The sequence below is a fragment of the Sphingopyxis sp. LARHCG72 genome (assembly GCF_052871675.1).
This window is the reverse complement of record NZ_JBIXJU010000001.1, coordinates 991,329-1,005,075: the sequence shown is the minus strand read 5'-3', so window position 1 is coordinate 1,005,075 and position 13,747 is coordinate 991,329. Positions and strand designations below refer to the sequence as shown.

The 13,747-nt window shown below is 65.8% G+C and carries 13 protein-coding genes; 4 read left to right on the top strand and 9 right to left on the bottom strand.

Annotated elements, in window-relative coordinates:
- Positions 1-105: 105 nt before the first annotated feature.
- Positions 106-588: an Lrp/AsnC family transcriptional regulator gene (locus ACIPPQ_RS04835; protein WP_446543048.1), complete on the top strand. Its 483-nt coding sequence runs from the start codon at positions 106-108 to the stop codon at positions 586-588.
- 50 nt (positions 589-638) lie between these two features.
- Here ACIPPQ_RS04835 and ACIPPQ_RS04830 read toward each other — a convergent pair whose 3' ends face one another.
- The 9 genes from ACIPPQ_RS04830 to ACIPPQ_RS04790 form a co-directional block, all read right to left on the bottom strand.
- Positions 639-1,460, bottom strand: coding sequence for a TorF family putative porin (locus ACIPPQ_RS04830; protein ID WP_446543047.1), 822 nt, complete (start codon positions 1,458-1,460; stop codon positions 639-641).
- Positions 1,461-1,592: 132 nt separating this feature from the next.
- Positions 1,593-1,895, bottom strand: coding sequence for a hypothetical protein (locus ACIPPQ_RS04825; RefSeq protein WP_446543046.1), 303 nt, complete (start codon positions 1,893-1,895; stop codon positions 1,593-1,595).
- A 118-nt stretch (positions 1,896-2,013) separates the two neighbouring features.
- Positions 2,014-2,163: a hypothetical protein gene (locus tag ACIPPQ_RS04820; protein WP_446543045.1), complete on the bottom strand. Its 150-nt coding sequence runs from the start codon at positions 2,161-2,163 to the stop codon at positions 2,014-2,016.
- A 90-nt stretch (positions 2,164-2,253) separates the two neighbouring features.
- Positions 2,254-2,976, bottom strand: coding sequence for a response regulator (locus ACIPPQ_RS04815; protein WP_446543044.1), 723 nt, complete (start codon positions 2,974-2,976; stop codon positions 2,254-2,256).
- Positions 2,973-5,642, bottom strand: coding sequence for a DUF4118 domain-containing protein (locus tag ACIPPQ_RS04810; RefSeq protein ID WP_446543043.1), 2,670 nt, complete (start codon positions 5,640-5,642; stop codon positions 2,973-2,975). The genes ACIPPQ_RS04815 and ACIPPQ_RS04810 overlap by 4 nt, the downstream gene beginning before the upstream one ends.
- The gene (gene kdpC, locus ACIPPQ_RS04805; RefSeq protein ID WP_446543042.1) at positions 5,639-6,229 is read right to left on the bottom strand and encodes a potassium-transporting ATPase subunit KdpC; all 591 of its coding nucleotides are present in this window, start codon (positions 6,227-6,229) and stop codon (positions 5,639-5,641) included. The genes ACIPPQ_RS04810 and kdpC overlap by 4 nt, the downstream gene beginning before the upstream one ends.
- Positions 6,230-6,239: 10 nt before the next feature.
- Entirely contained in the window at positions 6,240-8,276 is a 2,037-nt protein-coding gene (kdpB, locus tag ACIPPQ_RS04800) for a potassium-transporting ATPase subunit KdpB (RefSeq protein WP_446543041.1), read from the bottom strand.
- Between the two features lie 12 nt (positions 8,277-8,288).
- Complete coding sequence (kdpA, locus tag ACIPPQ_RS04795; RefSeq protein ID WP_446543040.1) at positions 8,289-9,992, bottom strand: potassium-transporting ATPase subunit KdpA; 1,704 nt, start codon at positions 9,990-9,992, stop codon at positions 8,289-8,291.
- A gap of 12 nt (positions 9,993-10,004) precedes the next feature.
- Positions 10,005-10,094: a potassium-transporting ATPase subunit F gene (locus tag ACIPPQ_RS04790; RefSeq protein WP_056347272.1), complete on the bottom strand. Its 90-nt coding sequence runs from the start codon at positions 10,092-10,094 to the stop codon at positions 10,005-10,007.
- A 371-nt stretch (positions 10,095-10,465) separates the two neighbouring features.
- Here ACIPPQ_RS04790 and ACIPPQ_RS04785 point away from each other — a divergent pair, with 371 nt between their 5' ends.
- The 3 genes from ACIPPQ_RS04785 (at position 10,466) to ACIPPQ_RS04775 (ending at position 13,746) form a co-directional block, all read left to right on the top strand.
- A complete protein-coding gene (locus ACIPPQ_RS04785; RefSeq protein ID WP_446543039.1) occupies positions 10,466-11,047 on the top strand; it encodes an ANTAR domain-containing response regulator in 582 nt (193 codons plus the stop codon).
- Positions 11,044-12,255 (top strand): CmpA/NrtA family ABC transporter substrate-binding protein, encoded by a 1,212-nt coding sequence (locus ACIPPQ_RS04780; RefSeq protein ID WP_446543038.1) that lies wholly within the window; start codon positions 11,044-11,046, stop codon positions 12,253-12,255. Before ACIPPQ_RS04785 ends, ACIPPQ_RS04780 begins: the two co-directional genes overlap by 4 nt.
- Before the next feature lie 258 nt (positions 12,256-12,513).
- Complete coding sequence (locus tag ACIPPQ_RS04775) at positions 12,514-13,746, top strand: nitrate/nitrite transporter (RefSeq protein WP_446543037.1); 1,233 nt, start codon at positions 12,514-12,516, stop codon at positions 13,744-13,746.
- The last annotated feature ends 1 nt before the right edge of the window (position 13,747 follow it).

Genomic DNA, 13,747 nt, shown 5'->3' with positions numbered 1-13,747 from the left:
GATTTCTTAATTCGTTCTGCACTATTATCAATTTGCAGAATAATGTTCTTCCAACTAGAGTTCATGGATCGTATTTTCGCAAAAACCTGATTCAGGACGGAACGCATGGACAAGCTCGACTGGAAGATCGTCGCCGCGCTCGAACGCGACGGGCGGCAATCCTACGCCGACCTTGGCGAACAGGTGGGCCTGTCCAAGTCGCCGTGCTGGTCGCGCGTGAAGAACCTCGAGGAGGGCGGCGTCATCGACGGCTATGCCGCGCGGATCGACCCGATCGCGGTCGGCCTCGCGGTGCAAAGCTTCGTCGAGGTCCAGATCCGCTTCGATGCGCACACCGAATTCGAGGCGGCGGTGCTCGCGCATCCGGCCGTCGTCGAATGCCACACGACCGCGGGCGAGAGCGACTATATGCTCAAGATTTTCGCCCGGTCGGCCGACCATCTCGACGAATTGCTTCGCCACAATCTGTCGAAGCTGCCCGGCGTCCAGCGGTTGAAGACGGTGGTGTGCCTCAAGACGATCAAGCGGCACGGCCATCTCGCCGAATGGGGACGCACGACCGAGGGCCGCGCGCCGCCCTTCGCCTGACCCGAAGCGGCCCCGGCCCGGACAGCGAAAACTGCCCGGACCGGCCGCGATCAGAAGGCCGCGGTGACGCTGGCGACGACCGCCGCGTCGGCGATCGAGCCGCTGCCGTCGCCCCCCTTGCTGAAGTTGGGCTGCAGGCGTGCGGCCTCCGCCTTGCCGATATCGGTGTCGACGTAGGAGATATTGAGCGTGAGGTTGCGCCAGGTCGCATCCATGCCGACCGACCAGTCCCAATAGCGGCCGGTAGGCGCGACGCTCGTGCCGTTGGGGCCAAGGCCGGGGTTGCCGTCCGAATAGCCGATATGTGCCTTTGCAGTGAACGGAGTACCGCCGATCGCGAACGCGCCGTCGCCCCAGAGATAGAGATTGTCCTCGCTCTGCCCGCGGCTGTCCGGTGCCGCCGACACATTGGCCAACGCATATTGCTTGGGCGCATAGGCGACGCCGGCGGTCAGCGTCGCGGGTCCCGTCGTCCCGGTCAGCTTGACATAGGGCTCGGCAAAATCGGATTCATCGGCGCCGCCCGGATACATATACCAGACGAGCCCGACGTCGAGGGTCGCATTGTCCGCAAGCGCGGCCTTGTAGCCGGCGATCAGGTCGAGTTCCATATTGGCACCGCCAAAAGTGCCCCAGCCTGCAAGGTTCGACGCCCAGACGCCGGCATAGGCGCCGCTTTCATGAGACACGGTCAGGCCGCCCTGCGCTGCCATTTCCTTGTCCGATTGCGACACCCCGCGAAAACGATAGTCCGAGGCCAGCGTCGCCGACCCCGACAAAGTGACTGCCGGCTTGTCGGCCTCTTCCTGCGCCGCGGCGGCGACGGGCAACAGTCCTGCCGCGAGCGCGGCGGCCGAGATGATGTTCTTCATATTATCCTCTTGAAAACGCCTCGCCGGGACGGCGGAGGCTCGCGAGGCGGCCCCACTAGATCGGCAACGCATTGAAAATCGAGAGGGGCAGTGGCCCGATTGCATAGTGTTTGCACTATGGCCGCCGGCCCTCTACCGATCCCATTCGCGCGACGTCCGCCATTCGCGGTCCTGCGCGGGCAGGCGCCGCCAGCGTTCCGAAACCTCGACCGTTTCCCACAGGCCCGGCCCGACCAACAGGAGCGCGCTCCCGGCGCTGCCGCAGAGGAAGGCTATCGCCGACAACAGCATCAGCAGCGACGTCGCGTCGCGCGCCGCCGCGCCCGGCGGCACGGGGTGAAGCCGGACGACGATCGACCAGCAGATAGCGAGAAGGACGAGGCCGCCGGCCCGCAAGCCGAGGTTGGCGGCGGCCGTTTCATGCCATTTCTTCATCTCAAACCTCCTTAGGAGGCCGCTCAACTATTCATCCGCGCATAGGAAATCGAGATCGGGAACCGGGCCGCCACATTGAGATTGCATATGATCGCGCACGCCGTGCAGACGGCAGGCATCAGCGCATCGTATCGGCGACGAACGCGACCAGCGCGACGGCGCCGCACATATAGATGGTGAGGATCGACGGCCCCTGCGCGCCAAGCCAGTCGACGATGCGGTCGCGCACGCGCGGCGATGCCGGTTGCTCGATATCCTTGTGAATCATGGCCGGTATTTAGGCGCGCCGGCCATTTGAATTCGAGAGCGGGACACGTTCGTTCGCATAGGAATTGCGTATGTTCGGGCCAATCACCCCTCAGTGCGCCTCGCCGCTTTCGACGAGGCTGTCGCCGCCGAGCCGCAAACGATAGCCGATACCCAGCTCGTTGCAGATGATCCGCGGCTGCTGCGGGTCGGTTTCCAGCTTCTGGCGCAGCGTGCGGATCAGGACGCGCAGATATTCGACATGATGCTCATGCTCGTGCGGCCAGACTTCGCGCATGATCTGGTTGTGCGTGATGACGCGGCCCGGGAAGCGCGCCAATTGGGCGAGCACGCCATATTCCTTGGGCGTCAGATGGACCTCCTTGCCCGCCTTGGTCACCGTCCGCGCGATCAGGTCCATCGTGACGTCGCCCACCGACAGGCTCAGATTGCCGCCGTCTCGGGTCAGGCGATTGCGCAGCGCGACGCGAACGCGCGCCAGCAACTCGTCGGTGTCGAAGGGCTTGGTCAGATAATCGTCGGCGCCGAGGTCGAGCGCCGCCACCTTCTCTTCGGTGGCGTCGCGCGCCGACACGACGATCAGCGTCGTATCGGACTGCTGCTTGAAAAGCGGAACGATTTCGAGCCCGTCGCGGTCGGGCAGGCCCAGATCGAGCAAGGTGATGTCGGGACGGTCTTCGCGGAGCCGCTCCAGCGCCTCGCGGGCGTTTTCGGCTTCGACGATCGCATAGTCGGCGCGCGCGAGGGCGGCGTGGATGAGCCGCCGGATGTGCAGCTCGTCGTCAACGATCAAGACCTTGTGACGCACCTTCATGGGATGTCCTTGTCGATCGGTGTCGTGATGATCAGCGTTTCGGGGATCTTGATGGTGAAACAGGCGCCGTGCGGATCGGCATTGTTGCCCGCCTCGACCGACAGCCCCATCGCCTCGGCAAAGCCCTTGACGATGGCGAGGCCGAGGCCGGTGCCATGCTTCGCGCGGTCGCTTCCCTCGAGGCGCGTGAAGGTTTCGAAGACGCGCTTCTCGTTCCCCGGCGCGATCCCGGGTCCCTGATCGATCACCGACAGCTGGATCGCGTCGGCCGTACGCCGCGCGCGAATGACGATCGGCGTATCGGGATCGGCATAGCGCCCGGCATTGTCGAGGAGGTTGATCAGGCAGTGATGGAGCAGCACCGGATCGACACGAACGAGCGGAATATTGGGCGAAATATCGACTTTCACCTCGTGCCCCGCGAGCGAGGCGCGCGTATCGTGCGCGGCGCTGGCGGCGGCGTCGAACAGGTCGGTCGCTTCGACCTTCATCGGCAGCGCGCCCGCCTCGACGCGCACCATGTCGAGCAGGTTCGACACGAAGCGGTTGAGGCGCAGCGCCTCGGTCTCGATCGTCTCGGCCATCTCCGCCGAGGGGTGGCGCCGCATTTCCTGCGCCGCCGAGAGGATCGTCGTGAGCGGTGTGCGAAGATCGTGGCTGACCGACGACAACAGCGCCGAGCGCAGCCGGTCGCGCTCGTCGACCTGCCGCGCGCGGAGCGAGGCCTCCTCGAGCTCCATGCGGTCGAGCGCGATCGACGCCTGATCGAGCAGGCTCATCAGCAAGGGCACCTGGTCGGAGCGTACCGGTTCGCGCGCATCGTCACGCGTCAGGCCGAGCACGCCAAGCACGCCGCGCGTCGTGCGGAGCGGATGGAACAGCCAGTCCGACGCCGTGAGGGTCGCCGAGCCGCGCCCCGCGGGCTGTTCATTGTCCATCGCCCATTGCGCGGCGGCGCGTTCGATCTGTTCGAGCCGATCCTCGGGCGGGACGGCAGCGCGCAGCATCGGCCCGTCGGCCGACGGGAGCAGGATGACGGTGCGCACGTCGAGCAGCCGACCGACCTCCGCGCAGATCGCGTGCATCAGCGCGTCCTGGTCGGGCGCCGCGGTGAGTTGCCGCGAAAAACTCGCCAGCGCGGCATTCTGCCGCGCGCTCGTTTGCGCGAGATCGGCCTGAGCGCGCACGCGCGCCGCAAACTGGCTGGTCACGACCGCAACGCCGAGCAACACCAATATGCTGACGACATTCTCGGGATTGTTGACCGTCAGCGTCCCCGTGGGCGGCAGGAAGAAGAAATTATACGCAAGGCTCGACGCGAGTCCGGCGAACAGGCCGGCGCGCAGCCCGAAGGTCGCCGCGGCGAACATCACCGGCACGAGATAGAGCAGCGAAATATTACCGAGATCGATGACCTCGATGAGCAGGCGGCCAAGCGCGGTCATCAGGACGACCATCGCCAGCGACCAGATATAATCGCTGGATTTGCCCCACCTTCCGGGAACCGCGATCGCGCTCCGCCGGGCCGCCTGCGTATCGGGTTCGCCGGGCAGGACATGCACCGCGACATCGTCGATCGTCCGCACGAGCTGGTCTACGACCGACCCGTGGCGCATCTCGAACCACCAGGGCCGCGCCGATTTGCCGATCACGATCTGCGTTGCGCGCGCGTCGCGTGCGAAAGCCTGCAGGCCTTCGACGACGCTCGCCGCCGGGACCGTCGCGGTCGAGGCGCCGAGGCGCGACGCCAGCGCCAGCGTGTCGGCGAGCTGCTTGCGGTCGTCGTCGGTCAGCGACTGACTGCGCCGCGTCTCGATATAGACCGCGGTCCATGGCGCCTTCAGCGCATCGGCGAGCCTTTTGCCCGCGCGGACGAGTTCGGCGGCGACGGGGAGTTCGCTGACCGCGACGACGATCCGCTCGCCGACCGCGAAACTGCCCGCGAGCGCATGGCTCCGGACATGCTCGAGCATCTGCGCGTCGACCGCATCCGCCGCGCGGCGCAGCGCGAGTTCGCGCAAGGCCGTCAGGTTCGATTTGGAAAAGAAATGCGTCAGCGCGCGCGTCGCTTCCTGCGGGATATAGACTTTGCCGTCGCGCAAGCGCTCGATCAGCTCGTCGGGGGGAATATCGACGACCTCGATCTCGGCATTTTCGAGGATCGAGTCGGGCACCGTCTCGCGGACGCGGACGCGCGTGAACGACGCGACGACATCGTTCAGGCTTTCGACGTGCTGGATGTTGATCGTCGAATAGACGTCGATCCCGGCACCCAGCAATTCCTCGACATCCTGATATCGCTTGGGATGGCGGCTCCCCGGCGCGTTGGTGTGCGCGAGTTCGTCGACGAGAACGAGCTGGGGATGGCGCGCGAGAATCGCGTCGATGTCCATTTCGCCGAGACTATGGCCCTGATGGTCGACGTCGCGGCGGGGGATGATCTCATGGCCGTGGACCAGTGCTTCGGTCTCGCGCCGGCCGTGCGTTTCGACCACGCCGACGACGACATCGACCCCGGCCTCGCGCCGTTGCCGCCCGTCTGTGAGCATTTCCCACGTCTTGCCGACCCCCGGCGCTGCGCCGAGAAAGACTTTTAAACGGCCGCGGCCTTCCTGCGCCGCCTGGCGCAGGAAGGCCTCTGGAGATGGTCGATCGGATTTCGTCACGCGGCGGGTTTAGCCCCAATCGCATCGAGTCGTCGATTGAGCTTGAACACGTTGACGCGCGGCTCGCCGAGAAAGCCGAGGAGCGGCTTGTCGACGCTCTGTTCGACGAGCCCGCGAACCGCCGCCGGAGCGAGCCCGCGGACGCGTGCCACCCGGTCGACCTGATACAGCGCTGCCTCGGGCGTGATATCGGGGTCGAGCCCCGAACCCGATGTCGTCACCATGTCGGCGGGCACGGCCGCGCCGGGCTGTGCAGCCTGCATCTTGTCGACATCACCCTTGACCCGGTCGACGAGCACCTGCGAAGTCGGCCCGAGGTTCGAACCCGACGAGGCGAGCCCGTCATACCCGTCGCCCGCCGCGGACGGCCGCGTGTTGAAATAGCGCTCCGAGGTGAACCCCTGCCCGACGACATTCGAGCCGACGATCTTGCCATTCTCGCGCACGAGGCTGCCGTTCGCCTGGTCCGGGAAGAGCGTCTGCCCGATGCCGGTGAGCGCCAGCGGATAGGCGAGCCCGAGAAGCAGCGCGAAGAGCAGCGTCATGACGAGCGCCGGACGCAGCGCGCTGATGAGATCCTTGTTCATTTCATTATCCTCAGACCAGACCGAGGCCGCCAACGGCCAGGTCGATGAGTTTGATCCCCATGAAGGGTGCCACAAGGCCGCCGAGGCCATAGATGGCTAGGTTGCGCGCCAGCAGTGGCCCCGCACCCATCGGACGATAGGTCACCCCCTTCAATGCGAGCGGCACGAGCAGCGGGATGATCAGCGCGTTGAAGATGATCGCCGACAGGATCGCGCTCTCGGGGCTGGTCAGCCCCATGATGTTGAGCACACCGAGCCCCGGATAGAGCGCGATGAACATCGCCGGGATGATCGCGAAATATTTGGCGACGTCGTTCGCGACCGAAAAGGTCGTGAGCGCCCCGCGCGTCATCAGCAATTGCTTGCCGAGGCCGACGACCTCGATCAGCTTGGTCGGATCGCTGTCGAGGTCGACCATGTTGCCCGCCTCGCGCGCCGCCTGCGTGCCGGTGTTCATCGCGACGCCGACGTCGGCCTGCGCGAGCGCCGGGGCGTCGTTGGTGCCGTCGCCGCACATCGCGACGAGCCGCCCGCCCTGCTGTTCCTTGCGGATCAGCTCGAGCTTGTCCTCGGGCGTTGCCTGCGCGAGGAAATCGTCGACCCCGGCCTCGGCGGCGATCGCCGCGGCAGTCAGCGGGTTGTCGCCGGTGATCATCACGGTGCGGATGCCCATCTGACGAAGTTCGCCGAAGCGTTCGCGAATGCCCGCCTTGACGATATCCTTGAGGAAGATCGCGCCGAGCAATTGCCCATCCTTCGCTACGGCGAGCGGCGTTCCGCCCGCACGCGCGATCTCGTCGGTGATGCGGCGGAGTTCGGTTGCGGCGGCAGTCGTCCCCGCGCCCGGATTGGCCTTCAGGACGGAGTCCACAGCGCCCTTCTGGATCACATTGTCACCCAGCTTGATCCCCGAAATGCGCGTCTGCGCCGTAAAGGGAATGACCTCGGCACCATTTGGGAGTTCGGCCATCGTCTGGCCGAATTTTTCGCGCGCGAGCGCGACGATCGAGCGCCCTTCGGGGGTTTCGTCGGCCAGGCTGGCGAGCAGCGCCGCTTCCGCGAGAGTGGACATGGACTGGCCGCCGACAGGACGGAACTCGGTCGCCTGCCGGTCGCCGACGGTGATCGTGCCGGTCTTGTCGAGCAGCAGGACATCGACGTCGCCCGCCGCCTCGACCGCGCGCCCCGACTTGGCGAGTACGTTGAAGCGCACGAGACGGTCCATGCCCGCGATGCCGATCGCCGAAAGCAAGGCTGCGATCGTCGTCGGGATGAGCGTGATGAGCAGCGCCGCGAGAATCGCGACCGGGATCGAACCGCCTGCATAGGAGGCAAAGCCCGGGATCGTGCTGACCGCGATCAGGAAGATGATCGTCAGACCGACGAGCAGCAGCGTCAGCGCGATCTCGTTCGGCGTCTTCTGCCGCTCGGCGCCCTCGACGAGCGCGATCATCCGGTCGAGGAAGCCCTGCCCCGGATTGACCGTCACCTGGACGCGGATTTCGTCGGAGATGACGCGCGTGCCCGCGGTGACCGCCGAGCGGTCGCCGCCAGCCTCGCGGATCACCGGCGCGCTTTCGCCGGTGATCGCCGCTTCGTTGACCGACGCGACACCCGCGACGACCTCGCCGTCCGAAGGGATCAGGTCGCCGGTTTCGACGAGCACGACATCGCCGACCTTGAGCGCGCTTGCGGGCACGCTTTCATACGCCTTGCCGTCGCCCTTCAGCCGCTTGGCGGTCAGTTCGGCCTTGGTGGCGCGCAGCGAGGCGGCCTGTGCCTTGCCGCGCCCTTCGGCGAGCGCTTCGGCGAAGGTGCCGAAGAGCACGGTCAGCCACAGCCAGATGACAAGCTGCAGCTTGAAGCCGGTCGCAAGACCGTCCTGACCGACGACGAGCAGCACCGTAAGTAGCGCCGCGACGACCGCGGTCGTGAACATCACCGGGTTGCGAATCAGTTCCCGGGGGTTGAGTTTGCGGAAAGAGTCGCCGATCGCCGGAACGATCAGGTCTGCCGTGAACAGGGATTTTTGTACGGACCGAGCCATGTGCAGGGTTCCTTAAAAGAGCTGGCCGTTGATCATCGCGAGATGATCGGCGATCGGACCGAGCGCGAGGCTGGGGAGAAATGTCAGACCGCCGACGATCAGCACGATGCCGATCAGCAGGCCTGTCCAGAGCAGCCCCGTGGTCGGAAAACTGCCCGCCGTCGCCGGCGTATATTTCTTCGCCGCCAGACCGCCCGCGATCGCCAGCATCGGGATGATGATGAAGAAGCGGCCGATCCACATCGCGACGCCCAGCATGCCGTTGTAGAAGGGTGTGTTGGCGGTGAGGCCCGCAAAGGCCGAACCGTTGTTCGCGACGGCGCTGGTGAAGGCGTAGAGGATCTCGGAGAAGCCGTGCGGCCCCTTGTTGAGCGGTCCGGCGAGTCCGGCTTCGGTCACCGACGCGATGGCAGTGAAGCCGAGGATGATCAGCGGCAGCACCGCGATCGCGAGCACCGCGAGCTTGACCTCGCGTGCCTCGATCTTCTTGCCGACATATTCGGGGGTGCGCCCGACCATCAGCCCGGCGACGAAGATCGCGAGGATGGCGAAGAGCAGGAAGCCGTAAATGCCCGCGCCGACGCCGCCGATCACGACTTCGCCAAGCTGCATGTTGAACAGCGGAATCATCCCGCCAAGCGCGGTAAAGCTGTCGTGCATGCCGTTGACCGCGCCGCAAGACGCAGCGGTTGTGACGACGGCGAACAGCGCCGTCTGCGCGATGCCGAAGCGGACTTCTTTGCCCTCCATATTTCCGCCCGCAGCGCCGAGCTGATGGAGGATCGGATTGCCGGCAGCTTCCTGCCAGTATGTGATTGCCGCGCCCGCCACGAACAAGGTCATCATCGCGGCGAGGATCGCCCAGCCCTGCCGCTGGTTGCCGACCGCGCGCCCGAAGGTCCAAGTCAGCCCGACGCCGATCGCGAAGATCGAGAGCATCTGGACGAGGTTGGTGAGCGCGGTCGGATTTTCGAACGGATGCGCCGAGTTGACGTTGAAGAAGCCGCCACCGTTGGTGCCGAGCATCTTGATCGCCTCCTGCGACGCGACCGGGCCGAGCGCGAGCGTCTGCTTGACGCCTTCGAGCGTCGTCACATCGACCGAGCCCGCCAGCGTCTGCGGGACGCCGCTCGCGATATAGAAGATCGCGATGGCGACGCAGATCGGCAGCAGCAGGTAGAGCGTCACGCGCGTCATGTCGGCCCAGAAATTGCCGATCGTCTTCATCTCGCGCCGGGCAAAACCGCGGAACAGCGCGAAGGCGAGCGCGATGCCCGTCGCTGCCGAGAGGAAGTTATGGATCGTGAGGCCGAGCATCTGGCTGAGGTTCGACATCGTCGATTCACCGCCGTAGCTCTGCCAGTTGGTGTTCGCGGTGAAGCTGATCGCGGTATTGAACGCGAGATCCGCGCTGGTACCGTCGAAGCCGAGCGGATTGAGCGGCAGCACGCCCTGCAGACGCAGGACCGCGTAAGTGAACAGCAGCAGCGCCACGTTGAAAATCAACATATGAACCGCGTAGCGACGCCAACCCTGTTCTTCGGCGGGGTCGATGCCCGACAGGCGATAGAAGCCCGTTTCGACCGGACCGAGCACCCGGTGGAGCGGCGTGCGGCGCCCTTCGTATAGCGCGAAGAGCCACCGGCCCATCGGCTTGCAGAGCAGGAGCAGGATGCCGACGAATGCGGCGATCAAAAGCCATCCCTGAAAAGTCATGGCGCGCCTCCCTTAGAAGCGTTCGGGCCGTGCGAGCACAGCCACGAGATAGAAAAGAAGGCCGAGCGCGGTTGCGCCCGCGAGCCAAAGATCGAGAGTCATCGGCGTCATCCCCTCAGGCCTCGTCGCACAGCCGCGCATAGCCAAGGCTTGCGGCGAGGAGACCGAGGATGATGCCGACCCAGAGAAGATCCTGCATGGTTTTGCTCCAGCAAGACGCCGCCCACGGGACGCGGGCCGAGTCGTCTGCGGACCGTAAAATAGGAGAGGCCGGCGTTTGAATTCGAGAGCCGGAAAAGCACGGGCGCATAGTATTTCCATATGATTATTACAGCGCGGCGCCGCCCCGCCCGAACGACCAACTCGCGGCGGCCGTCGGCCGAAACATTCAAATATTGGCGCCTGACGGTCCAAAAATTACCCGATGCGCGATCACACTGGCAGATTCGAACGCGGCGCCCTAAGGCGCGGGCATGAGGATCGCGATCATCGACACCAGCACGACGCGTGCCGCCATCATCTCCGATGGCCTGCGCGAGGCCGGGCTCGTCGATCTTGCCATCATCGATCCGTCCGGTCCCCTGATGGCGCAGGTCGAGGCCGCGCAGCCCGAGGTCGTGCTGATCAATCTCGAAAACCCGAGCCGCGATCAGCTCGAGGATTTCTTCGCCGTCTCGCGTGCGCTTGCACGGCCGATCGCGATGTTCGTCGACCAGAGCGACGCCGAGGCGACCGGCGCGGCGATCGATGCTGGCGTGTCGGCCTATGTCGTCGACGGCCTGTCGAAACAGCGGATCAAGCCGGTCGTCGACCTCGCGGTTCGCCGCTTCCAGGCCTTTTCGCGCCTCCAGCGCGAACTCGACGACGCGAAGACCGCGCTCGCCGAACGCGGAGCCATAGACCGGGCGAAAGCGATCTTGATGAAACGCCGCCAGATCGACGAGCCCGCCGCCTATGCGCTGCTGCGCGGTCAGGCGATGCGGACCAACCGACGGATCGGCGAGATCGCCGAAGCGATCGTGACGAGCGAAGCGCTGATGGGAGACATGGAATGACCGCCGATATCTTCCGCATCGGTTTCCTGCCGCTCGTCGATGCCGCGCTGCCGATCCTCGCGCACGAGCTCGGCTTTGCCGCGCGCGAAGGCATTGCGATCGAGCCCGTGCGCGACATGACCTGGGCGACCGTCCGCGACCGGCTGATCTTCGGGCAGACCGATGCGGCGCACATGATCGCGCCGCTCGCGATCGCAACGACGCTCGGCCGTGATCGTCCGGCCGTACCGCTCGCGGTTCCCTTCGTACTCGGGCTCAACGGCAACGCCGTGACTTTTTCGACCCGCCTCGCCGAAGAGGTTGGCCTGACCGACCAGCTGGGCGACCCGGCACAGATCGGCGCGGCGCTGAAGCGTTTGGCCGACGCGCGCACCGCTTCGGGCAAGCCGCTCCGCTTCGGCGTCGTCCATCGCTATTCGAGCCACAATTACATGCTGCGCTATTGGCTGGCGGGGGTCGGCATCCGGCCCGATCAGGATGTCGAGATCGTCGTCACCAGCCCACCCTTCGCCGCCGACGCGCTCGCGGCGGGCGACGTCCACGGTATCTGCGTCGGCGAGCCGTGGAATTCGATCGCGGTCGATCGCGGCGTCGGCCATATCGCGCTCGCGACCGCGCAAATCTGGCGGCGCGGCGTCGAGAAGGTGCTCGCGATGCGCGCGACGCTGCTCGACGAGCGCCGCGAGGCGGTCGAGGCACTGGTGCGCGCGCTGCATGGTGCGGCCGAGCATTTCGTCGCGCCGGGCGCCGCGGAGGAAAGCGCCGATATCCTCGCGCGCCCCGAATATCTCGACGCGCCGCGCGACGCGGTGCTGCGCGCGATCACCGACCGTATCCGGCTCGTCCCCGGCGGCGAGCCGCTCCACTATCCCGACTTCATGTTCCAGTATCGCGAGGCCGCCAACTTCCCCTGGCGCAGCCAGGCCGCGTGGCTCTATTCGCAGATGGTCCGCTGGGATTATATGGCCTTCGACGACAGCGATGCGGCCGCCGCGACCAACACCTTCCGTCCAGACATCTATCGCGCCGCGCTCGCGGGTTCGAGCGCGCCGCTCCCCGGAGCGAGTTCGAAGCTGGAAGGCGGACTCGCCGAGCCGATCGGCGCGGGGTCGACGCAGGGCCGCCTGACGCTCGGCGCCGACCGCTTTTTCGACGGGCGCGCCTTCGATCCCGACGATATAGAGACCTATCTATCTGAACTTCCCTGAATTTTTCACCAATCGAATTTTATGCTGCACCTGCGAAATAGCGGCTTGCGGCGCTCCTCCGAATCAGGCAGGTTAAATGCACTCGGCAAGGCTGCCGGGGCAGGATAATGCGGCGACGGCTCCAACGAGGGGGCCGGTCCGCAGGCGGACAGGGAGCCTTTTCCCTGCATTCCAACAGGCAATGAAGCCGTCAGGATGCGCCCGCATGGCCGCCGTCCTGGCGGCTTTTTTATTGCCCGTCGCACAAGGGGACGGACGATGACCAATGCAAGCGGAGGTGCTGCGGCGCCCCAATCCAGTTTCTGGAAAAGCGGCCACTGGCCGACACTCCTCGCCGCCTTTCTCTATTTCGACCTCGCCTTCATGGTGTGGGTCATCCTCGGCCCCCTCGCCCCAGCGATTTCGGAGGATCTGGGGCTGACCCCGGCGCAAAAGGGACTGATGGTCGCGGTGCCGACCCTCGCCGGTGCCTTGCTGCGGATCACCAACGGCATCCTCGTCGACGACATCGGCCCTAAGCGCGCGGGCGCGATCAGCCAGATCGTCGTCATCGGCGGCCTCTTCTATGCCTGGTTCAACGGGGTCCACAGTTTCGAGGGCGTGCTCGGCCTTGGCGTGGTGCTCGGTTTTGCCGGGGCGAGCTTTGCGATCGCGCTGCCGCTCGCAGGCCGCTGGTATCCGCCCGAACATCAGGGCAAGGCGATGGGCCTCGCAGGGATGGGCAACAGCGGCACCGTGCTCGCCGCGCTCCTAGCGCCCGCGCTCGCCAAGGCGTTCGGCTGGAATGCGGTGCTCGGCCTTGCGTGCATCCCGCTCGCGATCGTGTTCGTCATTTACATGATCATCGCGAAGGACGCGCCCTATGTGGCAACGCCCAAGACTGCCTCGCGCTATTTCGCCCCACTCAAGAGCGCCGACGCGTGGTGGCTGATGGCTTTCTATGCCGTGACCTTCGGCGGTTTCGTCGGCCTCGCGGCGTCGCTTCCGATCTATTTCACCGACCAGTTCCACCTCACCCCCGTGATGGCGGGCTATTGCACCGCGGGATGCGTCTTCGCCGGATCGCTGGTTCGCCCGCTCGGCGGCGCGCTCGCCGACCGGGTCGGCGGCATCAAGGTACTGATGATGGTGTTCGTTGTCGCCGCCATCGCGCTCGCCGGCGTGCCGCAGGCCGCGGGCCTGACCGCGGCGCTCGGCCTGTTCGTGATCGCGATGCTCGCGCTCGGTATCGGCAACGGGTCGGTGTTCCAGCTCGTGCCGCAGCGCTTTTCGGCCGAAATCGGCGTGATGACCGGGCTGGTCGGTATGGCGGGCGGCATCGGCGGTTTCTACCTCGCCTCCTCGCTCGGCTTCGCAAAGCAGTGGACGGGAAGCTTCGCCCCGGGCTTCTATATCTTCGCGGGACTCGCGTTGATCGCGCTGGCCGCGCTGATGTTCGTCAAAGGCCAGTGGCGCCGGACCTGGGCCGCGGCCGAAGGGGTAAGGATCTGAT

Excerpts from the sequence above, each read along its gene's own strand:
- ACIPPQ_RS04835 (WP_446543048.1), top strand. The coding sequence starts at position 106 with ATGGACAAGCTCGACTGGAAGATCGTCGCCGCGCTCGAACGCGACGGG.
- ACIPPQ_RS04830 (WP_446543047.1), bottom strand. The coding sequence starts at position 1,460 with ATGAAGAACATCATCTCGGCCGCCGCGCTCGCGGCAGGACTGTTGCCC.
- ACIPPQ_RS04825 (WP_446543046.1), bottom strand. The coding sequence starts at position 1,895 with ATGAAGAAATGGCATGAAACGGCCGCCGCCAACCTCGGCTTGCGGGCC.
- ACIPPQ_RS04820 (WP_446543045.1), bottom strand. The coding sequence starts at position 2,163 with ATGATTCACAAGGATATCGAGCAACCGGCATCGCCGCGCGTGCGCGAC.
- ACIPPQ_RS04815 (WP_446543044.1), bottom strand. The coding sequence starts at position 2,976 with ATGAAGGTGCGTCACAAGGTCTTGATCGTTGACGACGAGCTGCACATC.
- kdpC (WP_446543042.1), bottom strand. The coding sequence starts at position 6,229 with ATGAACAAGGATCTCATCAGCGCGCTGCGTCCGGCGCTCGTCATGACG.
- kdpB (WP_446543041.1), bottom strand. The coding sequence starts at position 8,276 with ATGGCTCGGTCCGTACAAAAATCCCTGTTCACGGCAGACCTGATCGTT.
- kdpA (WP_446543040.1), bottom strand. The coding sequence starts at position 9,992 with ATGACTTTTCAGGGATGGCTTTTGATCGCCGCATTCGTCGGCATCCTG.
- ACIPPQ_RS04790 (WP_056347272.1), bottom strand. The coding sequence starts at position 10,094 with ATGACTCTCGATCTTTGGCTCGCGGGCGCAACCGCGCTCGGCCTTCTT.
- ACIPPQ_RS04785 (WP_446543039.1), top strand. The coding sequence starts at position 10,466 with ATGAGGATCGCGATCATCGACACCAGCACGACGCGTGCCGCCATCATC.
- ACIPPQ_RS04780 (WP_446543038.1), top strand. The coding sequence starts at position 11,044 with ATGACCGCCGATATCTTCCGCATCGGTTTCCTGCCGCTCGTCGATGCC.
- ACIPPQ_RS04775 (WP_446543037.1), top strand. The coding sequence starts at position 12,514 with ATGACCAATGCAAGCGGAGGTGCTGCGGCGCCCCAATCCAGTTTCTGG.